Annotated in this window: 15 protein-coding genes; 11 read left to right on the top strand and 4 right to left on the bottom strand. The window is 56.9% G+C overall.

Going from position 1 to position 22,851, the window contains the following annotated elements:
• Nucleotide 1 precedes the first annotated feature (1 nt).
• Together murB and birA are read left to right on the top strand one after the other, a co-directional pair.
• Nucleotides 2-1,030 (top strand): UDP-N-acetylmuramate dehydrogenase, encoded by a 1,029-nt coding sequence (gene murB / locus OKF39_RS22310; RefSeq protein WP_479983364.1) that lies wholly within the window; start codon nucleotides 2-4, stop codon nucleotides 1,028-1,030.
• Entirely contained in the window at nucleotides 1,027-1,989 is a 963-nt protein-coding gene (gene birA, locus OKF39_RS22305) for a bifunctional biotin--[acetyl-CoA-carboxylase] ligase/biotin operon repressor BirA (protein WP_028014765.1), read from the top strand. Before murB ends, birA begins: the two co-directional genes overlap by 4 nt.
• Before the next feature lie 191 nt (nucleotides 1,990-2,180).
• Here the strand turns inward: birA and bcsG are convergent, their stop codons facing one another.
• The 3 genes from bcsG to bcsE are packed head-to-tail and all read right to left on the bottom strand — an operon-like array spanning nucleotide 2,181 to nucleotide 5,606.
• Nucleotides 2,181-3,860, bottom strand: coding sequence for a cellulose biosynthesis protein BcsG (gene bcsG, locus OKF39_RS22300; protein WP_028014764.1), 1,680 nt, complete (start codon nucleotides 3,858-3,860; stop codon nucleotides 2,181-2,183).
• Nucleotides 3,853-4,047 carry a cellulose biosynthesis protein BcsF gene (gene bcsF, locus OKF39_RS22295; RefSeq protein WP_072201618.1) on the bottom strand — a complete coding sequence of 65 codons (195 nt, stop codon included), beginning with the start codon at nucleotides 4,045-4,047 and terminating at the stop codon, nucleotides 3,853-3,855. Before bcsF ends, bcsG begins: the two co-directional genes overlap by 8 nt.
• Nucleotides 4,044-5,606 carry a cellulose biosynthesis c-di-GMP-binding protein BcsE gene (gene bcsE, locus OKF39_RS22290; protein ID WP_063438457.1) on the bottom strand — a complete coding sequence of 521 codons (1,563 nt, stop codon included), beginning with the start codon at nucleotides 5,604-5,606 and terminating at the stop codon, nucleotides 4,044-4,046. The genes bcsF and bcsE overlap by 4 nt, the downstream gene beginning before the upstream one ends.
• A 174-nt stretch (nucleotides 5,607-5,780) precedes the next feature.
• Here bcsE and bcsR point away from each other — a divergent pair, with 174 nt between their 5' ends.
• From bcsR to OKF39_RS22245, 9 genes are all read left to right on the top strand, one after another.
• Nucleotides 5,781-5,969, top strand: a complete 189-nt coding sequence (gene bcsR / locus OKF39_RS22285; protein WP_028014761.1) for a cellulose biosynthesis protein BcsR — start codon at nucleotides 5,781-5,783, stop codon at nucleotides 5,967-5,969.
• Nucleotides 5,970-5,980: 11 nt separating this feature from the next.
• Nucleotides 5,981-6,733, top strand: a complete 753-nt coding sequence (gene bcsQ / locus OKF39_RS22280) for a cellulose biosynthesis protein BcsQ (protein ID WP_028014760.1) — start codon at nucleotides 5,981-5,983, stop codon at nucleotides 6,731-6,733.
• On the top strand, nucleotides 6,730-9,345 hold the full coding sequence (gene bcsA / locus OKF39_RS22275; RefSeq protein ID WP_028014759.1) for a UDP-forming cellulose synthase catalytic subunit: 2,616 nt from the start codon (nucleotides 6,730-6,732) through the stop codon (nucleotides 9,343-9,345). The genes bcsQ and bcsA overlap by 4 nt, the downstream gene beginning before the upstream one ends.
• Nucleotides 9,346-9,355: 10 nt before the next feature.
• A complete protein-coding gene (bcsB, locus tag OKF39_RS22270; protein ID WP_479983363.1) occupies nucleotides 9,356-11,776 on the top strand; it encodes a cellulose biosynthesis cyclic di-GMP-binding regulatory protein BcsB in 2,421 nt (806 codons plus the stop codon).
• A gap of 6 nt (nucleotides 11,777-11,782) precedes the next feature.
• Entirely contained in the window at nucleotides 11,783-12,889 is a 1,107-nt protein-coding gene (gene bcsZ, locus OKF39_RS22265; RefSeq protein ID WP_219260628.1) for a cellulose synthase complex periplasmic endoglucanase BcsZ, read from the top strand.
• Nucleotides 12,871-16,353: a cellulose synthase complex outer membrane protein BcsC gene (gene bcsC, locus OKF39_RS22260; RefSeq protein WP_479983362.1), complete on the top strand. Its 3,483-nt coding sequence runs from the start codon at nucleotides 12,871-12,873 to the stop codon at nucleotides 16,351-16,353. The genes bcsZ and bcsC overlap by 19 nt, the downstream gene beginning before the upstream one ends.
• Before the next feature lie 119 nt (nucleotides 16,354-16,472).
• On the top strand, nucleotides 16,473-18,479 hold the full coding sequence (gene hmsP, locus OKF39_RS22255; protein WP_028014755.1) for a biofilm formation regulator HmsP: 2,007 nt from the start codon (nucleotides 16,473-16,475) through the stop codon (nucleotides 18,477-18,479).
• A 159-nt stretch (nucleotides 18,480-18,638) separates the two neighbouring features.
• Nucleotides 18,639-19,925, top strand: a complete 1,287-nt coding sequence (locus tag OKF39_RS22250; protein WP_028014754.1) for a dicarboxylate/amino acid:cation symporter — start codon at nucleotides 18,639-18,641, stop codon at nucleotides 19,923-19,925.
• A gap of 226 nt (nucleotides 19,926-20,151) precedes the next feature.
• Nucleotides 20,152-21,645: a M16 family metallopeptidase gene (locus OKF39_RS22245; protein ID WP_041911852.1), complete on the top strand. Its 1,494-nt coding sequence runs from the start codon at nucleotides 20,152-20,154 to the stop codon at nucleotides 21,643-21,645.
• A 47-nt stretch (nucleotides 21,646-21,692) separates the two neighbouring features.
• Here the strand turns inward: OKF39_RS22245 and kdgK are convergent, their stop codons facing one another.
• Entirely contained in the window at nucleotides 21,693-22,622 is a 930-nt protein-coding gene (kdgK, locus tag OKF39_RS22240; protein WP_479983361.1) for a 2-dehydro-3-deoxygluconokinase, read from the bottom strand.
• Nucleotides 22,623-22,851: the final 229 nt, after the last annotated feature.

The following is a 22,851-nucleotide window of genomic DNA, read 5'->3' as shown; positions in this document are numbered from 1 at the left end:
TATGAACCACTCCCTTAAGCCCTGGAATACCTTTGGCATTCAACGTAATGCTAATCAAATTGTACGTGCCGATACTGCACAGCAGCTGCTGGATGCATGGCAAAGCGCAACAGAAAATAACGAACCCGTACTGATTCTGGGTGAAGGAAGCAATGTCCTGTTTCTCGACGATTTCGCGGGAACGGTGATCGTTAACCGCATCATGGGCATTGGTGTGGAAGAGCATGCTGATAGCTGGCATCTGCACGTGGGGGCCGGAGAAAACTGGCATCAGCTGGTGCAATTTACCCTCGAAAAAGGGATGCCGGGTCTGGAAAACCTGGCGCTTATACCAGGCTGCGCCGGATCGTCACCCATCCAAAACATCGGTGCCTACGGCATCGAACTGAAACATGTCTGTGAATATGTCGACTGCATCGAACTGGCGACCGGAACGGCTAAGCGCTTAACGGCAGAACAGTGTCGGTTTGGCTATCGTGACAGTATCTTCAAGCATGAATATCAGGATCGCTACGTGATTGTCGCCGTGGGCCTGCGTCTGCCAAAGAACTGGCAGCCGGTGCTGACCTATGGCGATTTAACGCGTCTCGATCCGGCAACCGTCACTGCCCGCGACGTATTTGACTCAGTTTGCCATATGCGAATGACCAAACTTCCCGATCCGAAAGTAAACGGAAATGCAGGAAGCTTCTTCAAAAATCCGGTTATTAGCAGCGAAAATGCAAAAGCCTTTCTTGAAGGATGGCCCACTGCGCCACATTATCCTCAGGCAGATGGCAGCGTGAAGCTGGCCGCTGGCTGGCTGATCGATCAATGCCAGTTAAAAGGCACGTCCGTAGGTGGTGCTGCCGTTCACCAGCAGCAGGCTCTGGTACTGATTAATCAACGCGATGCGACCAGCGATGATGTTGTACAGCTGGCGCATTATGTTCGTCAACGTGTGGGCGAAAAGTTTAACGTCTGGCTGGAGCCAGAAGTCCGCTTCATTGGCCGCACAGGTGAAGTGAATGCCGTGGAGACCATTGCGTGAAGGACAATACCATTCCGTTAACCCTGATTAGCATCCTTGCTGACGGGGAGTTTCACTCTGGCGAACAGCTGGGCGAGCAGCTGGGCATGAGCCGTGCCGGCATTAACAAGCATATCCAGACGCTTCGCGACTGGGGCGTCGATGTGTTCACGGTGCCGGGAAAAGGCTACAGCCTGCCGGAGCCAATTCAATTGCTGAATGAAGACGTCATCCGCAGCCAGCTTGGACACGGCAACGTTGCGGTGCTGCCGGTGATTGATTCGACGAACCAGTACCTTATGGATCGGCTGAGCGAACTCTCGTCCGGCGATGCCTGTGTTGCTGAATACCAGCAGGCCGGTCGTGGCCGTCGCGGTCGCAAATGGTTCTCGCCATTTGGCGCCAATCTCTATCTGTCAATGTACTGGCGTCTGGAGCAGGGGCCTGCCGCAGCCATTGGCCTGAGTCTGGTCATTGGTATCGTCATGGCGGAAGTGCTACACGATCTGGGTGCCGATCGGGTCCGCGTTAAGTGGCCAAACGATCTTTACCTTAACGATCGTAAACTTGCCGGTATTCTGGTCGAACTGACGGGAAAAACCGGTGATGCGGCGCAAATTGTTATTGGCGCGGGCCTCAATATGGTGATGCGTACTGTCCAAAACGACGTGGTGAATCAGGCCTGGACCAATCTCCAGGAGGCGGGGATTGTCATCGATCGTAACACCCTTGCCGTGCGCATGATTAAAGAGCTGCGCAGCTCACTCACGCTTTTTGAACAGGAAGGCCTGGCACCGTTCCTGTCTCGTTGGGAAAAGCTGGATAACTTCATCAACCGTCCGGTGAAGCTGCTGATTGGTGATAAAGAGATTTACGGCATTTCCCGCGGTATTGACGCACAGGGCGCGCTGCTTCTGGAGCAGGATGGCGCGATCAAGCCCTGGGTGGGCGGTGAGATTTCCCTGCGAAGCGCCGAATGACCGGATGGAGTAAACGATGCGAAAATCCGTCTGCGTTACCCTGGCATTTAACGATGGGGCAGCCTTCCGGAGAGCCCGAAATCACCTCTAAAGACGACGATTCGGCAAGTCTGAAAATGCGGGTGTGGATTTCAGCGCAATAATGACGCACTGACTATCCCCTCTCCCCTGTGGGAAGAGGGGGAAATCAGTTACTGCGGATACGGTACCCAGTCCCCGCCGTTCAGGCGAACGTACGGTTTGTTCTGATACTGAATCACCACCGCGTTGGCGTTCTCGGAGACTTCAGCCGTTTGCGGCAGGTTGCTGGTGAGCTGATCCCAGTTCACGCTATCTTCCACAAACAGCTTCCCGTCAACGGCGCGGGCAACCAGTTCTGAAATCGCCAGATAGCTGCTTGGCTGGGTAATCTCAATTGGTGCGCCCTGGTGCGGTGCCTTCATACCAAAGAATTTAATGCCTGCAGGCACGTTGGTAATGGACGGGCTTGGGATATCGCGCAGACCGGATACCTGCATTCTGTCGCCTTTCAGCGCGCCACCGTGCTCAGGTACCACGACCACCATCACTTTACGGCCAGATTTTTCCAGCTCCGTGAAGAACGCGTCCAGCTCGTCGAAGAATTTCTGCGCCCGCACTTTGTAATCCGCCGTTTTACTCACCCCCGGGAAGTGGTTACCGTCGTGAAGCGGCAGGGTGTTATAGAACGTTGCACTGCGCGGATTACTGTCTTTTTCGATGGTCTGCAGCCAGCGCTGCAGCACGGCGGTATCGTCATAAACCGGCGAGCCATCGAAGCCCAGCAGCGTAACGGGAAGACCGGTTTGATCCATCAGTGGCGCCTGCATGCCACCCTGTTCACGTACCTCTTTCAGGAAGTTACCGAACTGACCGTTATGCCCCAGCATCAGGTGCTGCGTAAAGCCCAGCTTCGCGAGATTATCGAATAAATAACACTGGTTGCCAGCGGGCTGATACAGGTTTTTATGCGATGCCTGACCGCAGCTTGCTCGCAGCAGGCGGATTGCCGCCGGGCCGCTGTATGAGGTGGCAGAGTTAAAATCTTTAAACTGGATGTCGAAATGGGACCACAGCGGGTGAGACATCAAACCGGCGGCATCCACGTCGGCCCAGGAGAGGGAACAGATGTTAATCACCAGCAGCTCAAACGGCTGCGCATCGGCTGGCAGCGCATCCGGGAATTTCGTCTGTCGCTTATCTTCAGCGGTATAGAAGCTGGAGAGCCAGGCATTAAGATTGGTGGAGGTCGGCGGTGCAGTCTGCGTTGGAATATCGCCCACCACCGGCGTATCGCCTGCCGTTGTAACGGTAGCCGCTGCGCTTCCTCCCGTCGTGGTCACCGTTGTCGTCGGCTGGCCGGCAGGCCACAGGGAAAAGCTTGGCCCCGCCAGCGTCAGCACGTTAAGCCAGATCATAATGGCGACGACAAACACCGTGACGCGGATCCACTGAGACAGGAACAGCCAGGCAACCAGCAGGACAAAGACGGCGCCAATCATCTGCCAGTTAATGAAACGCTCAACCAGGTCAAGCATATAGTCTGCGCTGAAGCCCGCGACCTGCGATCCCTGGCTCATTATGCTTTCCGGACCAGGCAGCCAGGTATCGTGCCAGAACAGCGCAAAGCCGATGGGGATGGCCACCCAATGGCGTAAACGATGCAGCCTGATGTTCGGCAGAGGCATCAGCAGGAAGGCCATAAACACCAGGTTAAGCAGGGGATGGAAATTCAGATAACCTGCCCAAAGCAGGCCAAACTTCACCAGAAAGTAGAAGTTCCAGCCGGAAAGGCCGCGCCAGTATTGCCAGAGCGGCGAGGGTGACGAAGCGGTATAGGAAGAATTAGTCATGTTTACGGTCTGCCTTGACGTGTGATGCCCGTGTCAGTGTTCCGGCTGGTTTTACATAGCGAGGTTTTACAAACATCACTCTGGCCGTATCACGGATACGGCGTATGGAATGGCGTGCATAGTAGCCAAGCGGGAAAAAGATCAGCGCGCAGAATACGACCAGTTGGATGATATCGCTGATATTCATGATGATGCGTTCTCCCCGTTCTCAGTTAATAAGCGAAGGGGTTCCGGAACCCGACGCCAGACATGTCCGTCATGTCTGGCATTGAGGAGCGGTTTTACATCGCTCGTGATTGCGAGCGGTTTAACCCATTGTTCAGGCTGGAGAGCGCGCATTTGCACCAGCTCTGCGCTGATAGCATTATCTTCGAACCAAATCATACGGTTCGAGAAAATATCCCCGGTAGGCAGGGGGAAGATGTGGTTAAGCGCGGTATCAAGATCGTTGACCCGGCAAAACGACAAAAACAGCACCAGGCGATTGTCGCCAATGGTCATGATGTCCCCTGTACGGTTCGGGCGACACAGGGTGAGCGCCTGCTCAACGCGAATGCCCGGGACCGGCCGCAGGGCAACCATAACCCCTTTCCCGTCCGCCGGAAGTAACGTGTTGCTCATCATGTTGCCGACGGCATCGCAGAACGTATCCCATTTCTGGTAGCCACGCAGCTTCATCGGCTGGGTCATGGAGAGCAGCGTGGAGATATCTTCCGGGACATGGCGGCTGAACTGCTGACCCTGAACGCTTTCAATAAGCGTCAGGCAGCGTGACAGTGGCGCATTCCAGGGGATAACCATATTTGCCCCGCAGCCCAGAAGCAGACGCTCATCGGTAGCGCGCAGGCTGGTATTATTTTCGCGCACCACAATTTTTAACGCGCTGCCGCGCTGGCGGCGCAGGGTGTGAATTTGTCTCGCCAGCGTTTCAATCTGATTATTCTGCATCAACGAGAAAACGAGGGTGGCTGCCTGGGTGGTGCGGGCTTCATGAAAAAGCGCTTCGTTAGACTCAAACAGTGACCAGTTTTCCGAAAGCGCGGGCGCGCCCTCTAAAACCGCAATATGGCTCAGGATGCGCTTTTCATCGCTGCGCGGCTGCACCACGGTTTCTTCCTGCTGTGCCAGGTGCCATTTCCCCTCAATATGTTTAAGAGTCAGCTGTTGCCTGGCGCTCACGCCCTTTTCATTGCACCAGAAGGCAATATCGTAGAGATAGCTGCCTGCCTGGTCACGAAGACTTGCCAGTCCGAACAGGGAGCGATATTCGCCCATCAAAAGTGAGAACAGCTTGTCATTATTACTGCCGGGGTTGACGACCAATAGCGTGCAATTTTGAAACTTTGCCCATTTATTGATTTTTTCCAGCCACGACAGCAGTTTTTCAGCAGGAATATTTTGCAGTATGTTATTTGCACATTTAAGAATCACTAAATAGTGATCCGGATCTATAGAGCACTGAACGTCGCGGGACAAAAAGTATAGACTATCCGCTTCCGCTGACATAGAAAACAAACGTACTTTCTGGGGGCCGCTGTCGCTTTCGAGCGTAATTATTTTCTTCGGCTCTTCGCCCATGCTAATGACGGCCACGCGGGAATCCTTATCCTGAGCGGCAATTGTCTGGTTTACCAGGCTGATAGCGTCTTCATTACGATCCGTATTAATCCACCAGACTCCACCGACTGGCATGTGGCTCAATTCGTCCCATAATGACTGGATGCCAATAGAAAATATGGAGTCCACGATGTCCCTCTTTTCGTCTAATTTGCCTGTATCTCAGTTTACTAGCGAAAGCGTAGAAATAAACCTAACATTGAAATTAAAGAACATCAGATTTAGCATGTAAATGAAATTTGTCAGGGCAGGATGCCCCGCAACTTCCGAGCGTGCGATTTTCCTCAAAGGGATGGAATAAGAATGGATAATAACGAACCTGCAACCCCAGTCGACTCGACTCTGGGTTACACATTCCAAAACGATTTTCTGGCGCTGGCGCAGGCCTTTTCTCTACCTGAAATAGATTACACCGATATTTCCCAGCGGGAACAGTTGGCTGCTGCTATTAAACGCTGGCCGTTATTAGCTGAATTCGCCCATCAACATTAAGGGAGCCATTGATGGCCATACTCGGATTACAGGGCGTCCGTGGCGGTGTGGGTACCACATCTGTTACCGCGGCGCTGGCGTGGTCATTACAGCTTTTAGGTGAATCGGTGCTGGTGATTGACGCCTGCGCCGATAATTTGCTGCGTATGTCGTTCAACGTCGATTTCACTCGCGAAGAGGGCTGGGCCCGCGCGCTGCTTGATGACAAAGACTGGCGGGATGCGGGGCTACGCTATACCTCCCAGCTGGATTTACTGCCTTTTGGCCAACTGACCACCACAGAACGCGAGAATGAAGCCGCCTATCAGCGTCTGTTTTCGCAGTTCACGCTTGCGCTGCAGAGCCTGAAAGAAAAGGGGCACTACCAGTGGATCCTGCTGGATCTGCCGCACGGCGCCGGGACGCTGACCCGGCAGCTCATCGCCCAGTGCGATCATGTACTTTCCGTGGTGAACGTCGATGCGAACTGCCATATTCGCCTGCATCAGCAGGGACTGCCACAGAACGCGCATCTCCTGATTAACGATTTACGTATCGGTAGCCAAATCCAGGACGACCTCTATCAGGTGTGGCTGCAAAGCCAGAGACGCCTGCTTCCCATTGTGATTCATCGGGATGAGGGGATGGCGGAATGCCTCGCCTCCAAGCAGCCGCTGGGCGAATACCGCAGCGACTCGCTGGCAGCAGAAGAGATCCTGACGCTGGCGAACTGGTGTCTGCTGAACTTCGCCAGCAAGGCGGAGCCTGCTGGGAGTTCGGTATGAGTCGACTCGCCAGCTGGCTTCTTATCCCGCCGGTCAGTTCGCGTTTGAGCGACCATTACCGGCACTTTCGCCGGCATGGTGCTCCGGCATTCAGCGCCGCACTCGGCTGTTTCTGGCTGATTCTGGCCTGGACGTTCATTCCACTCGAGCACCCGCGCTGGCAGCGCATCCGTGCGCGTCACGGCGAATTATACCCACACATTAACCCCGACCGACCACGGCCTTTGGACCCGGCGCGCTATCTTATTCAGGCCGTCTGGCTGGCAATATCGTCATCCCGAACGGAGAAAATAACGCCGCACTGGCGCAGCTATTCCCGCGTACAGCAGTTACGTGAACGCTATCACCAGTGGCTGGATAAACTGCCCGCTAGCGTCAGCGATAAGACCAGCCATCTGGATAATCATAAAGAGCTTGGGCATCTCCACCCAGGCTTGCGGCGTTTTATTCTCGGCGTGATTGTCGTGTTCTCGCTCATTCTGGCGCTGGTCTGTATTACGCAACCTTTCAACCCGCTGGCGCAGTTCATCTTCCTGATCCTGCTGTGGGGCGTGGCGTTGCTGGTTCGTCGTATTCCGGGCCGTTTCTCGGCGCTGATGCTGATTGTGCTGTCGTTGACGGTTTCCTGCCGCTACATCTGGTGGCGTTACACCTCAACGCTGAACTGGGACGACCCGGTCAGCCTGGTGTGCGGTCTGGTGCTGCTGTTTGCTGAGACCTACGCGTGGATTGTGCTGGTGCTAGGCTATTTCCAGGTGATCTGGCCGCTCAACCGCCAGCCGGTTCCGCTGCCTAAAGACACCACGCAGTGGCCGACCGTCGATCTCTTCGTCCCGACCTACAACGAAGACCTGAGCGTGGTGAAAAACACCATCTATGCCGCGCTGGGCATCGACTGGCCGAAAGATAAGCTCAAAGTCTGGATCCTGGATGACGGCAACCGTCCGGCGTTTCGCCAGTTTGCGGAAGAGGTCGGCGTTGAGTACATCGCCCGCCCGACTCACGAGCACGCGAAGGCCGGGAACATCAACAACGCCCTGAAGTATGCCTCCGGGGAGTTCGTCTCGATTTTTGACTGTGACCACGTGCCGACGCGCTCGTTCCTGCAGATGACCATGGGCTGGTTCCTGAAAGAGAAAGAGCTGGCGATGATGCAGACGCCGCACCACTTCTTCTCGCCGGACCCGTTTGAACGTAACCTTGGCCGCTTCCGCAAAACCCCGAACGAAGGCACGCTGTTCTATGGGCTGGTGCAGGACGGGAACGACATGTGGGATGCCACCTTCTTCTGCGGCTCCTGCGCGGTTATCCGCCGTAAGCCGCTGGATGAAATCGGCGGAATTGCCGTTGAAACGGTAACGGAAGATGCGCATACCTCGTTGCGCCTGCACCGCCGCGGCTATACCTCTGCCTACATGCGTATTCCTCAGGCCGCCGGTCTGGCGACGGAATCACTCTCCGCGCACATTGGTCAGCGTATTCGCTGGGCGCGCGGCATGGTGCAGATTTTCCGCCTCGATAACCCGCTGATAGGCAAAGGGCTCAAGCTGGCGCAACGTCTCTGCTACGTCAACGCCATGTTCCACTTCTTGTCCGGCATCCCGCGGCTGATCTTCCTGACCGCGCCGCTGGCGTTCCTGCTCCTTCACGCCTATATCATTTACGCCCCCGCGCTGATGATTGCGCTGTTCGTTCTGCCGCACATGATCCACGCGAGCCTGACGAACTCGAAGATTCAGGGCAAATACCGGCACTCCTTCTGGAGTGAAATCTACGAAACGGTGCTGGCGTGGTACATCGCGCCGCCGACGATGGTCGCGCTGATTAACCCGCACAAAGGGAAATTCAACGTCACCGCGAAGGGCGGTCTGGTGGAAGAAGAGTACGTCGACTGGGTGATCTCCCGCCCGTATATCTTCCTCGTGCTGCTGAATATTGTCGGCGTGATCGCCGGTATCTGGCGCTACTTCTACGGCCCGGAAAACGAAATCCTGACCGTCTTTGTCAGTATGGCCTGGGTGTTCTACAACCTGATTATCCTCGGCGGCGCGGTGGCGGTGTCGGTAGAGAGTAAACAGGTTCGTCGCGCGCATCGCGTTGAAATCTGCATGCCTGCGGCGATCGCCCGTGAAGATGGTCACCTCTTCTCCTGTACGGTGCACGACTTCTCTGACGGTGGCCTGGGGATCAAAATCAACGGCCAGGCGAAAGTGCTGGAAGGGCAGAAGGTTAACCTGCTGCTTAAGCGCGGTCAGCAGGAGTATGTCTTCCCGACGCAGGTTGTGCGTGTGGCAGGCAGTGAAGTGGGTCTGCAGCTGATGCCGTTGACCAAAAAGCAACACATTGATTTTGTGCAGTGTACGTTTGCCCGTGCGGATACATGGGCTCTCTGGCAGGACAGCTTCCCGGAAGATAAACCTCTGGAAAGCCTGCTGGATATTCTGAAGCTGGGGTTCCGTGGCTATCGTCACCTTGCAGAATTTGCCCCGTCGTCGGTGAAATTAATTTTCCGGTCACTTACTTCGCTGGTTTCCTGGGTCGTGTCGTTCATTCCTCGTCGTCCCGAGCGGGATGAGACGAAGCAGGCGGACCCGGTTATGGCTCAACAATGATGATAACGCGATGAAAACAAAACTTTCCTGGTTATGTGCAGTGGCAATGGGAGTGAGTGCACTTCCCGCAACAATGGCTAACGCAGCACCCGGTAACGCAGCGGCGACGCCTGCGCCGACGGTCCCTGTCGTCGCGCAGGCAACCGATCCGGTTGTTACGGCGGCACCCGGTCAAACAGAAAACATCATTCCGAACCAGCCAACGGAGGGGAACACCCTGCCGGCCGAGAATCCGGTCATCGGGCAGGTGATGCCGGGCGTGCGGGGGGCTAACGCGCCCGTTGTCGCAGATAATGTGCCGTCGCGGGACGTGAAGCTGACCTTCGCGCAAATTGCGCCGCCGCCGGGCAGCATGGTGCTGCGCGGCGTCAACCCTAACGGCAGCATTGAATTTGGTATGCGCAGCGATGAGGTTGTTTCAAATGCGGTACTGAACCTTGAATACACCCCGTCGCCATCCCTGCTGCCGACGCAGTCTCAGCTGAAGGTCTACCTGAACGATGAACTGATGGACGTTCTGCCGGTGACCAAAGAGCAGCTGGGTAAGAAAACACAGGCGCAGGTGCCGATTAACCCGCTCTTCATCACCGACTTTAACCGTATCCGTCTGGAGTTTGTTGGTCACTACCGCGATGTCTGCGAAAACCCCGCCAGCAACACGCTGTGGCTGGACGTCGGGCGTAACTCCTCGCTGCAGATGACCTACCAGCCGCTGGCGCTGAAAAACGATCTGTCGGCGTTCCCGGTTCCGTTCTTCGACCCGCGTGATAACCGTCCGCTCACGCTGCCGATGGTGTTTGCATCGTCCCCTGACGTGACCGAGCAGCTGGCGGCGACCATTGTGGCCTCCTGGTTTGGCTCCCGCTCCGGCTGGCGCGGTCAGAACTTCCCGGTGATGTATGACAAAATGCCGGACAGGAACGCGATTGTCTTTGCAACCAACGCGAAGCGTCCGGGCTTCCTGCGCGACCACCCGGAAGTCAAAGCGCCAACCATTGAAATGGTAAGCCACCCGGATAACCCGTACGTGAAGCTGCTGGTGGTCTTTGGTCGTGATGATAAAGATCTGGTCCAGGCCGCGAAGGCGATTGCTCAGGGCAACGTCCTTTTCCGCGGCAACAGCGTGGTGGTGGACGAAGTTAAGCCGCTGCTGGCGCGTAAACCTTATGATGCGCCAAACTGGGTGCGTACCGACCGCGCCGTGACGTTTGGTGAACTAAAAACCTATGAAGAGCAGCTGCAGGCGTCCGGGCTGGAGCCATCGCCGATTAGCCTGTCGCTGAACCTGCCGCCGGATCTGTACCTGCTGCGCACCAACGGCATTGATATCAATCTCAACTACCGCTATACCGCGCCGGCGACGAAAGACAGCTCGCGCATGGATATCAGCCTGAACAACCAGTTCCTGCAATCGTTCAGCCTGCAAAGTACCCAGGACACTAACCGTCTGATGCTCCGCCTGCCGGTGCTGCAGGGGCTGCTGGACGGTAAAACGGACGTCTCTATTCCGGCGCTGAAGCTTGGCGCGATCAACCAGCTGCGTTTTGATTTCCAGTACATGAACCCGATGCCTGGCGGTTCGGTGGATAACTGCATCACCTTCCAGCCGGTACAAAACCACGTTGTGATCGGCGATGAGTCGACCATCGACTTCTCGAAGTACTACCATTTCCTGGCGATGCCGGATCTGCGTGCCTTTGCTAACGCGGGTTTCCCGTTCAGCCGCATGGCCGATCTCTCTCAATCCATTGTGGTGATGCCAAAAGCGCCAAACGAAGGTCAGGTGACGACCCTGCTCGACACCATGGCAACCGTAGGCGCGCAAACCGGATTACCGGCAGTTAACGTCACGTTGACGGACGATGGTAGTCAGATCCAGAACAAAGATGCGGATATCATGGTGATCGGCTCCATCCCGGACAAGCTGAAGGATGAAAAACGTATCGACCTGCTGGTGAAAGCCACCGAGTCGTGGGTTAACACGCCGCTTCGCCAGACCGAGTTCCCAAGCATTATGCCGGACGTGAACGACCGTAAGGCCAGCGCGCAGACAGCCGTAACCTCTCAGGGGGCGATGGCTGCGGTGGTGGGCTTCCAGTCTCCTTACAACGATCAGCGTAGCGTGATAGCCCTGCTGGCGGACAGCCCGCGTGGCTATGAACTGCTGAATACCGCGATGAACGACAGCGGCAAACGTGCCGCGATGTTTGGTTCTGTGTCGGTGATCCGCGAGTCCGGCGTTAACAGCCTGCGCGTGGGTGATGTGTATTACGTCGGCCATCTGCCGTGGTTCGAGCGCCTGTGGTATGCGCTGTCGAACCATCCGGTTCTGCTCGCCATCCTGGCTGCGGTCAGCGTGGTCTTGCTGGCATGGGTGCTGTGGCGTCTGCTGCGCATCATCAGCCGTCGTCGCCTTAACCCGGATGAGTAAGACGTGATGAAAGCCTTTCGCTGGTGTGTAGTCGCAGCGTTGATGCTGGCGGCGATCCCTCTTCGCGCCGCCTGTACCTGGCCTGCCTGGGAGCAGTTTAAAAAGGATTACATCAGCGAGGGCGGGCGCGTCATCGATCCGAGCGACACGCGCAAAATTACAACGTCGGAAGGGCAAAGCTATGCGTTGTTCTTTGCCCTGGCCGCTAACGATCGCAAGGCGTTTGACCAGCTGCTGACGTGGACGCGAGATAACCTCGCCAGCGGCAATCTCAACGATCGTCTGCCCGCCTGGCTCTGGGGACAGAAAGACAAAGAAAACTGGGGGGTGATTGATACCAACTCCGCCTCAGATGCCGATGTCTGGATTGCCTGGTCGCTGCTCGAAGCGGGCCGGTTATGGAAAGACCCGGACTATACCCAAACGGGCAAGGCACTGCTAAAACGCATTGCCAGCGAGGAAGTGGTGAAAGTGCCGGGGCTCGGCTCAATGCTGCTTCCCGGTAAAGTCGGTTTTGCCGAAGAAAACGCCTGGCGCTTTAACCCCAGCTACCTTCCTCCACAGTTAGCGAGCTATTTCACCCGCTACGGTGCCCCGTGGACCACGCTGCGTGAAACCAATCTGCGGCTGCTGCTGGAAAGCGCGCCGAAGGGATTCTCGCCGAACTGGGTGCAGTATCAGAAAAACAAAGGCTGGCAGCTACAGCAGGATAAAACGCTGGAAGGGGGCTATGACGCCATCCGTGTCTATCTTTGGGTGGGCATGATGAGCGATAAAGATCCTCAAAAAGCCCGGCTGCTGACGCGCTTCCAGCCGATGGCGGCAAAGACAATCAAACAGGGCGTGCCGCCGGAGAAAGTGGATGTGGCGACGGGTAAACACACCGGCAATGGCCCGGTCGGGTTCTCTGCCGCGATGCTGCCGTTTTTACAGGAGCGCGATGCCCAGGCGGTTCAGCGCCAGCGCGTGGCAGATCATTTTCCCGATAACAATGCCTACTACAGCTATGTATTGACTCTTTTTGGTCAGGGATGGGATCAGCATCGTTTTCGCTTCACCGCTAAGGGTGAATTAATACCGGATTGGGGCCAGGAATGCGCAAGTTCACAGTAAATCTACTCACTCTATCGCTTGGGCTGGCACTGATGCCGCTGGCGCAGGCCGTTAACTCTCCGCAGCAGAAACAGCTGCTGGAGCAGGTTCGGCTGGGCGAATCGACCCATCGCGAGGATTTGGTTCGTCAGTCGCTCTACCGTCTTGAGCTGATCGATCCGAACAACCCTGACGTCATTGCCGCCCGCTTTCGCTACCTGCTGCGCCAGGGCGATAACGCCGGAGCGCAAAAAGAGCTGGACCGCCTGAAGGGGATCGCCCCTGACTCCGGCGCGTACCAGTCCTCACGCAATACCATGCTGCTTTCCACCCCGGATGGCCGCCAGCAGCTTCAGCAGGCGCGCTTACTCGCTACGACAGGGCACACGCAGGAGGCGATTGCCGCCTATGACAAGCTCTTTGACGGCAACCCGCCGGGCGGCGACGTGGCGACAGAATACTGGAATGTGGTGGCGAAAGATCCTGCCCGTCGCGCTTCGGCCATCAACCAGCTGAAAAAAATAAACAGCAGCAGCCCCGGGAATACCCAGCTCCAGACGACGCTGGCCCAGCTTCTGTTCCAGAGCGGACGCCGTGATGAAGGCTTTGCGGTGCTGCAGGAGATGGCTAAATCCACCGGCGGCCGCGGCCAGGCCTCTGACATGTGGTATGAGCAGATCAAGGACCAGCCTGCCAGCAGCGCCAGCGTCACCGCGCTGCAAAAATACCTGACCGTCTTCAGCGACGGCGATAGCGTCGCGGCGGCGCGCGCCCAGCTTGAGGCGCAGCAAAAGCAGCTCGCTGACCCGGCGTTCCGCGCGAAAGCGGAAGGGCTGGCGGCAGTGGATGCCGGGCAGGGAAGTAAGGCGGTGGCGGAGCTGCAAAAAGCCGTCAGCGCCAACCATGCCGACAGTGAAGCGGTGGGTGCCCTTGGGCAGGCCTATTCCCAGAAAGGCGACCGCGCCCGCGCGGTGGCACAGTTTGAAAAGGCGATTGCCCTCGATCCGCAGAGCGATAACCGCGGGAAATGGGACAGCTTGCTGAAGGTTAACCGCTACTGGCTGCTGATCCAGCAGGGGGATGCGGCGCTGAAGGCAAATAACCCGGCGCAGGCGGAGCGTTACTATCAGCAGGCGCGCAACGTCGACAATACCGACAGCTATGCGGTGCTGGGGCTGGGAGATGCCGCTGCGGCGCGTAAAGATAACGACGCGGCGGAGCGTTATTACCGCCAGGCGTTACGTATGGACAGCAGCAACAGCAATGCGGTTCGCGGCCTTGCCAATGTTTACCGCGCGCAGTCCCCGGAGAAAGCCTCGCAGTTTATCCAGTCGCTCTCTGCCAGCCAGCGCCGGAGTATTGATGATATTGAGCGTAGCCTGACTAACGAGCAGCTTTCCGCCCAGGCAGAACAGCTGGAGAGTCAGGGGAAATACGCTCAGGCGGCAGAAATTCAGCGTCGCCGTCTGGCACTCTCGCCCGGTGACGTCTGGATAACGTATCGTCTCTCGCGCGATCTCTACAGCGCGGGCCAGCGCAGCCAGGCGGATACCCTGATGCGCCAGCTTGCCAGCCAGAAACCGTCTGACCCGGAGCAGGTGTATGCCAACGGGCTCTACCTGTCCGGAAACGATCAGGACCGGGCCGCGCTGGCGCATCTGAATACCCTGCCGCGCAGCCAGTGGAACGGCAATATTCAGGAGCTTGCCGACCGTCTGCAAAGCAATCAGGTGCTGGAAACCGCCAACCGCCTGCGCGACAGCGGCAAAGAGCAGGAGGCGGAAAATCTTCTGCGTCAGCAGCCTGCCTCCACCCGCATCGACCTGACGCTGGCGGACTGGGCGCAGCAGCGTGGCGATCTGAACGCGGCGAAAACGACGTACAGCGCCGTCCTGCAGCGTGAGCCGCAGAACGAAGACGCGATCCTCGGTCTGACCGAAATTTACAGCGCGGAAGGTAACAAAGATGCCGCCCGTGCGGAGCTCGCGAAACTGCCCGCCGCGCAAAACGGCCAGCCGCTGTCGCTCAATATGCAGCGCCGGATCGCGATGGCGCAGGCAGGTCTGGGCGATTCCGCTGCCGCAGAACAGACCTTTAGCAAAATCATTCCGCAGGCCAAATCGCAGCCCGCCTCCATGGAAAGCGCGCTGGTGCTGCGTGATGCTGCCCGCTTCCAGACGCAAAACGGCCAGCCGCAGCATGCGCTGGAGACGTATAAAGATGCGATGGTGTCGTCCGGTATCACCACGACGCGTCCGGTGGACAATGACAGTTTCACCCGTCTGACGCGTAACGATGAAAAAGATGACTGGCTGAAGCGCGGCGTGCGCAGTGACGCCGGTGATTTGTACCGGCAGCAGGATGTTAACGTCACGCTGCAGCACGACTACTGGGGCTCCAGCGGCACGGGCGGCTATTCCGACCTGAAAGCGCATACCACCATGCTCCAGGTGGACGCCCCACTCTCTGACGGGCGCATGTTCTTCAGAAGCGATCTGGTCAACATGGACGCTGGCACCTTTGATAACAATAACGGAACCTACGACCCTAAATGGGGAACCTGCTACGACACGCCGTGTAGCGGCAACACCAGCCAGAGCGACAGCGGCGCCAGCGTCGCCGTTGGCTGGCAGAATAAAACCTGGGCGATGGATATTGGTACCACGCCAATGGGCTTTGACGTCGTCGACGTGGTGGGCGGTATCAGCTACAGCAGCGATTTAGGCCCCATCGGCTACACCGTCAACGCCCATCGCCGGCCTATCTCCAGCTCTCTGCTGGCGTTCGCCGGGCAAAAAGATACCAATACCGGCACCACCTGGGGCGGCGTGCGCGCGACGGGCGGCGGGGTAAGCATCAGCTATGACAAAGGCGAGGCGAACGGCGTCTGGTCAAGCCTGAACGCGGAAACACTGACCGGTAAAAATGTGGAAGATAACTGGCGCGTCCGCTGGATGACGGGTTATTACTACAAGCTCATTAATAAAAACAACGAGCGTCTGACGGTCGGGGTCTCCAATATGCTCTGGCACTACGATAAGGATCTGAGCGGCTATTCCCTCGGTCAGGGCGGCTACTACAGCCCGCAGGAGTATGTCTCCTTCGCGCTGCCGGTGACCTGGCGTAAGCGTACGGAAAACTGGTCCTGGGAGCTGGGTGGCTCGGTGTCCTGGTCCCACTCCAAAACCAAAGACGAGCTGCGTTACCCGATCCAGAGCCTGATCCCGACCGATGAGCCAGGCCGCTATACCGACCGTGGCGCGATGGAAACCGGCAGCTCCTCCTCCGGGACGGGTTATACCGCGCGGGCAATTATCGAACGCCGGGTCACCTCCAACTGGTTTGTGGGTATGGGCGTGGATATTCAGGAAGCGAAAGATTACACCCCAAGCCATGCGCTAATTTATGTGCGCTACTCTGCTGCAGGCTGGCAGGGCGATATGGACTTACCGCCGCAGCCGCTTATTCCTTATGCGGACTGGTAATCGGATTTTCCTTAATCCATTTGTAAGTCTCTCTTAATAGCGCGGCAATCGGGTATACTCAGGCGCGCCAGGTTTACACCCTGGCGCGCCCTGCGCTTCGAGTTTTGTGGAGAGTCATTTTGCGTGTCAGCCGTTCCTTAACGATCAAACAAATGGCGATGGTCTCTGCCGTCACTATGCTGTTTGTACTGCTCTTCTGCGTAATTTTGCTGTTTCATTCCGTACAGCAGAATCGCTATAACACGGCTTCGCAGTTAGAAAGTATCGCCCGCTCGGTGCGCGGCCCGCTCTCCGCCTCGATCCTGAAAGGGGACATTCCCGAAGCGGAAACCATCTTAAAGCGCATTCAGCCTGCCGGGGTCGTTAGCCGCGCCGATGTCGTCTTACCCAACCAGTTCCAGGCGTTGCGGATGAGTTTTATCCCGGAGCGTCCCGTCCCGATGATGGTGATGCGCCTGTTTGAGCTGCCGGTGCAAATTTCTCTGCCTCTCTATTCGCTGGAACGTCCTGCCAATCCGCAGCCACTGGCCTACCTGGTTCTGCAGGCGGACTCGTACCGGATGTATAAATTCGTCATGAGTTGGGTGGTTACGTTAGTGACCACTTGCTTACTTATGACCCTGATCATCAGCGTAGCGCTGACGTGGTGTATAAACCGCCTCATTGTTCACCCGCTGCGCCGTATCGCCCGCGAGCTGAATGGGCTTTCGCCGCAGGATCAACTGGGGCACCAGCTTGAGCTGCCGCGTCTGCACCAGGACGATGAGATCGGTATGCTGGTGCGCAGCTACAACCTCAACCAGCAGCGCATCCAGCGTCATCAGGATGAGCTAAACAACAGCGCCACGCGCTTCCCGGTGTCGGAGCTACCTAATAAAGCGTTTCTGATGGCAATGCTGGAGCAGACCGTTGCGCGGCAGCAAACCACGGCGCTGATGGTGATTGCCTGTGAAACCCTGCAGGACACGGCGGGCGTGCTCAAGGAGAGCCAGCGTGAAATGCTGCTGCTGACGCTGGTGGAAAAGGTGAAGTCTGTCCTTGCTCCGCGCATGGTACTGACACAGGTCAGCGGTTACGACCTGGTGGTGATTGCCAACGGCGTGAAAGAGCCGTGGCACGCTATCACATTAGGTCAGCAAGTACTTACTGTCATAAATGAGCGGCTGCCCGTGCAGGGCATCCAGCTTCGTCCGAGCGCCAGTATCGGTATCGCCATGTACTACGGTGATTTAACGGCGGAACAGCTGTACCGCCGCGCGTTCTCGGCGGCGTTTACCGCCCGGCGCAAAGGGAAAAATCAGATCCAGTTCTTCGACCCGGAGCAGATGGAAAAGGCGCAGCAGCGCCTGACGGAAGAGAGCGATATCCTGACCGCGCTGGATAACCGTCAGTTCGCCCTCTGGCTACAGCCGCAGGTGAATCTACAGACGGGGGAAGTGAAAAGCGCCGAGGCGCTGCTCCGCCTGCAGCAGCCGGATGGCTCCTGGGAGCTGCCGGAGGGGCTGATTGAGCGCATCGAATCCTGCGGCCTGATGGTCACCGTTGGCTATTGGGTACTGGAGGAGTCCTGCCGCCAGCTTGCCGCCTGGCAGGAGCGCGGCGTAACGCTGCCGCTGTCGGTCAACTTGTCTGCCCTGCAGCTTATGCATCCGACGATGGTCTCCGAGATGCTGGAGCTGATCCACCGCTACCGGATCAAGCCTGATACGCTGACGCTGGAAGTGACGGAGAGCCGGCGCATTGACGATCCTAACGACGCGGTGGCCATCCTGAAGCCGCTGCGCAATGCCGGCATTCGCATCGCGCTGGACGATTTTGGTATGGGGTACGCCGGGCTGCGCCAGCTTCAGCACATGAAAGCCCTGCCGGTGGACGTGCTCAAAATCGATAAATCGTTTGTCGACGGGCTGCCGGAGGACAGCAGCATGGTGCAGGCCATCGTCCAGATGGCGCGCAGCCTCAAGGTGCACCTTATTGCCGAGGGGATTGAAACCGAAGCGCAACGCGTCTGGCTGGCAGAAGCGGGCGTCGAGAGCGGCCAGGGCTACCTTTTTGCCCCCGCGGTGCCGCCGGATGTCTTCGAGCAGCGATACCTTTCTGGCGCTGACCATAACGCAAAAGTGTAATTTTGTTGCTGGCTTGTGCGAGCCAGTTCAAAGTTCTTAACATTTGTGTTTCAAATTTGAACCGGGTTTATTTCTGTCCTGTTATACGGGTGTTATTTTAGAGCCGCAGGTTAACCATAACCTTACAAAACCTGTGGTTTTTCTTCCCAAGGACACCCTATGAAAACCTCACTCTTCAAAAGTCTTTATTTCCAGGTCCTGACAGCCATCGCCATCGGTATTCTGCTGGGTCACTATTACCCGGAGCTGGGCGCGCAAATGAAACCGCTTGGCGACGCGTTCGTTAAGCTCATTAAAATGGTCATCGCACCGGTGATCTTCTGTACGGTGGTAACGGGCATCGCTGGCATGGAAAGCATGAAGGCGGTGGGCCGTACCGGTGCAGTGGCGCTTCTCTACTTTGAAGTGGTCAGTACCCTTGCGCTGATTATTGGTCTGGTCATCGTCAACGTGGTACAGCCTGGCGCGGGTATGAACGTTGATCCCTCTACGCTGGATGCTAAAGCGGTCGCGGTCTATGCCGAACAGGCGAAGGATCAGGGCGTGGTGGCCTTCCTGCTGGACGTCATCCCTGGCAGCGTCATCGGCGCCTTCGCCAGCGGAAACATTCTGCAGGTGCTGCTGTTTGCCGTGATGTTTGGCTTCGCCCTGCACCGTCTGGGCAGCAAGGGCCAGCTTATCTTCAACGTGATTGAAAGCTTCTCGCAGGTCATCTTTGGCATCATCAATATGATCATGCGCCTGGCGCCGATCGGCGCCTTCGGTGCGATGGCCTTCACCATCGGCAAGTATGGCGTTGGCACGCTGGTGCAGCTGGGCCAGCTGATCATCTGCTTCTACATCACCTGTATTCTTTTCGTGGTGGTGGTGCTGGGCTCCATCGCCCGTGCGACAGGCTTCAGCATTTTCAAATTCATCCGCTACATCCGTGAAGAGCTGCTGATTGTTCTGGGGACCTCCTCTTCAGAATCGGCGCTGCCGCGTATGCTCGACAAGATGGAAAAGCTGGGGTGCCGTAAATCGGTGGTCGGCCTGGTGATCCCGACGGGGTACTCCTTCAACCTTGACGGTACCTCGATATACCTGACGATGGCGGCCGTGTTTATCGCCCAGGCGACCAACAGCCATATGGATATTTTCCATCAAATCACCCTGCTGGTGGTGCTCTTGCTGTCGTCTAAAGGGGCGGCGGGCGTGACGGGCAGCGGCTTTATCGTGCTGGCGGCCACCATTTCTGCGGTGGGGCATCTGCCGGTGGCGGGTCTGGCACTGATTCTTGGTATTGACCGCTTTATGTCTGAGGCGCGTGCTCTTACCAACCTGGTGGGTAATGGCGTGGCCACGGTGGTGGTCGCGAAATGGGTGAAAGAGCTGGATCACAAGAAGCTCAACGATACGCTGAATAATCGCGCGTCTGATAGCAAAAATCCTGGTTTAACCTCCTAATCTTGTCACAATTGCCCGCATTCCCTTGTCGGGATGCGGGCTCCTGCGCATAATAACTGTTCATACCTGTCATAATTCGACAAGATTTTTTTTGGGTATATTTCACTTCGGACCGTGACGTTTTGCCGAACGCGCGGTCTAATCGACGTGTTTTCATCGTCATCTTTTAGAGTGCAGCGCGTCGCGAGACACTCTTTTTAACCAGGAATGTTGATCAGGGGTTCACATGCAGGGCACAAAAATTCGACTCTTAACCGGCGGTTTGCTGATGATGGCAGCAGCCAGTTATGTGCAGGCAGATGCGCTCCAGCCAGACCCGGCCTGGCAACAAGGCACGTTAGCGAACGGTTTTCAGTGGCAGGTGTTATCTACTCCACAGCGTCCCAGCGATCGTATTGAAATCCGTCTGTCCGTAAATACCGGCTCCCTTACGGAAAGCACTCAGCAAACCGGTTTTAGCCATTTTATTCCCCGTCTGGCGCTCACGCAGAGCGGCAGCTTGCAGGCAGTACAGGTGCGTTCGCTGTGGCAACAGGCCATCGATCCGAAACGTCCCCTTCCTCCGGCTGTGGTCTCCTATGACTACACCATGTTTAACCTGAGCCTGCCAAATAACCGTAACGACCTGCTTAAAGAAGCCCTTACCTATCTCTCCGATGCCTCTGGCAACCTGGCGATTACGCCGGACACCGTGAACTATGCGTTGAGCAACGGCGACATGGTGGCGACCTGGCCTGCGGATACCAAAGAGGGCTGGTGGCGTTACCGTCTGAAAGGCTCAACATTGCTGGGGCACGATCCGGCAGAGCCGCTGAAGCAGCCGGTGGACGTCGAACAGGTAAAATCGTTCTACCAGAAATGGTACACCCCGGACGCGATGACGCTGATCGTCGTCGGCAATGTGGATAGCCGCGCGGTGGTTGAGCAGATCAACAAAGCGTTTGGCGATCTGAAGGGCAAACGCGAAACGCCAGCCCCTGTCCCGACGCTCTCTCCGCTGCGCGCCGAGCCTGTCAGCATTATGACGGACACCGTGCGCCAGGACAGGCTCTCCGTGATGTGGGATAACGCCTGGCAGCCTATTCGCGAGTCTGCGGCGCTGCTGCGCTACTGGCGTGCCGATCTGGCGCGTGAAGCGTTGTTCTGGCACGTTCAGCAGACGCTCAGCAAAAACAACGTGAAGAACATTGGCCTTGGCTTTGACTGCCGCGTGCTGTTCCAGCGTGCGCAATGTGCCATTAACGTTGAATCGCCGGGCGATAAACTGAATGCGAACCTGGGTGTGGTGGCGAAAGAGCTGGCAAAAGTGCGTAAAGAGGGGCTCTCTGAAGAGGAGTTCAACGCGCTGCTGGCCCAGAAAAAACTGGAGCTGCAGAAACTGTTTGCCACCTACGCTCGCGCCGATACCGACATTCTGATCAGCCAGCGGATTCGCTCCCTGCAGAATCAGGTTGTCGACATTGCGCCTGAGCAGTACCAGAAGCTGCGTCAGGACTTCCTGAACGGTCTGACTGTGAATATGCTGAATCAGGATTTACGTCAGCAGCTGTCGCAGGATATGGCGTTGATCCTTCTGCAGCCGAAAGGCGAGCCGGAATATGACATGAAGGAACTTCAGAAGACCTGGGATTCCATTATGGCCACCGCGTCGCAGCCGGCGCAGGCTGCAACGGCTGATGATCTACACCAGGACGCGTCGGATATCCCGCAGGGGCAGTAACCCCCTCACGCTGGCCCTCTCCCCTTTGGGGAGAGGGTTAGGGGAAACTAAACAGGCATCGCCTCGCGCGGAATAATCGCCCCGCGATACTGAATCACGGTGCTGGCCGTCAGGTGCCCACGCTGTGCCGCCGCTTCCGGCGTTCCCCCCGTCAGGCGTACCGCCAGGTAGCCCGCGCTGAAGGAATCCCCCGCCGCAGTGGTATCAATCACTTTCTCTTTGGCCAGCTTCACCGCAGGGACCTCAACCACCGCTTCACCCGCAATCGCGACCAGGCACGACTCCGCGCCGCGCTTAATTACCACTTCGCTCACGCCGGCCGCCTGCGTGCAGGCAATCACGTCCTCAACCGGCTTTTCACCCCACAGGGCGTCTTCATCATCGAGCGTCAGGAAGGCGATGTCCGTGCACTGCAGCATCTGCTGATAAACCTGCTGTGTCTCTTCGCGGCTGGCCCACAGGCGCGGGCGGTAGTTGTTATCAAAAATCACCTTCCCGCCGTTGGCGCGGCATTCGCGCAGCAGCGAGAGCAGCTTTTCGCGGCTGGCCGGGCTTAAAATCGCCAGGCTAATGCCGCTCAGATAGAGATAGTCAAACGTCGCCAGCTCTTCGCAGATGGCCGCAGCGGCGTCGCTCTCCAGCCAGAATTTGGCCGCGGCTTCGTTACGCCAGTAATAAAACGTGCGTTCGCCGGTGCTGTCAGTTTCGATGTAGTACAGTCCAGGCAGGCGGTTTTCCATACGCTGTATAAGCGAAGTGTCAACATGTTCACTCTGCCAGGCTTCCAGCATCTGCTGGCTGAAGCTGTCCGTGCCGAGGGCGGTGACGTAGTTCACGGTGAGTGCCTCAGGCGCAACCTGACGGGCAATGTAAACCGAGGTGTTTAACGTATCGCCACCAAATCCGCGGCTGACTTCCGCGCCTTTTTGTGACAGCTCAATCATGCATTCGCCAATCACGGCAATTTTTTTGGACATAGTCGTGAACCTGAACAGAAGAATTTTCAGCAGTGTGCGCCGAGTGAATTAGATGGTCAACTATATTAAAACGGTGTTCCATTATTTTATTTGAGCCAGCGCGTGTTCCGGCAAATTTCTGTCATCTTAATTTCATTTTCACGGTGAATTGAACATAAAGTTCTCAATTATCGCGCCGATAATCCTGTGACGAGTCCAGAAAGGCTATCCCAACAACAGGACATCTGAA

This window comes from Enterobacter cloacae complex sp. HYC042_NIDB (assembly GCF_056673315.1).
Note: the sequence above shows the minus strand (reverse complement) of the source record. Positions and strands in the feature narration are given on the sequence as shown.

Bases quoted from the DNA above. Each gene is read 5' to 3' on its own strand.
- OKF39_RS22250 (WP_028014754.1), top strand. From the start codon at position 18,639: ATGAAAACCTCACTCTTCAAAAGTCTTTATTTCCAGGTCCTGACAGCC.
- bcsR (WP_028014761.1), top strand. From the start codon at position 5,781: ATGGATAATAACGAACCTGCAACCCCAGTCGACTCGACTCTGGGTTAC.
- bcsA (WP_028014759.1), top strand. From the start codon at position 6,730: ATGAGTCGACTCGCCAGCTGGCTTCTTATCCCGCCGGTCAGTTCGCGT.
- bcsZ (WP_219260628.1), top strand. From the start codon at position 11,783: ATGAAAGCCTTTCGCTGGTGTGTAGTCGCAGCGTTGATGCTGGCGGCG.
- murB (WP_479983364.1), top strand. From the start codon at position 2: ATGAACCACTCCCTTAAGCCCTGGAATACCTTTGGCATTCAACGTAAT.
- kdgK (WP_479983361.1), bottom strand. From the start codon at position 22,622: ATGTCCAAAAAAATTGCCGTGATTGGCGAATGCATGATTGAGCTGTCA.
- bcsG (WP_028014764.1), bottom strand. From the start codon at position 3,860: ATGACTAATTCTTCCTATACCGCTTCGTCACCCTCGCCGCTCTGGCAA.
- bcsB (WP_479983363.1), top strand. From the start codon at position 9,356: ATGAAAACAAAACTTTCCTGGTTATGTGCAGTGGCAATGGGAGTGAGT.
- bcsC (WP_479983362.1), top strand. From the start codon at position 12,871: ATGCGCAAGTTCACAGTAAATCTACTCACTCTATCGCTTGGGCTGGCA.
- OKF39_RS22245 (WP_041911852.1), top strand. From the start codon at position 20,152: ATGCAGGGCACAAAAATTCGACTCTTAACCGGCGGTTTGCTGATGATG.
- bcsQ (WP_028014760.1), top strand. From the start codon at position 5,981: ATGGCCATACTCGGATTACAGGGCGTCCGTGGCGGTGTGGGTACCACA.
- bcsF (WP_072201618.1), bottom strand. From the start codon at position 4,047: ATGAATATCAGCGATATCATCCAACTGGTCGTATTCTGCGCGCTGATC.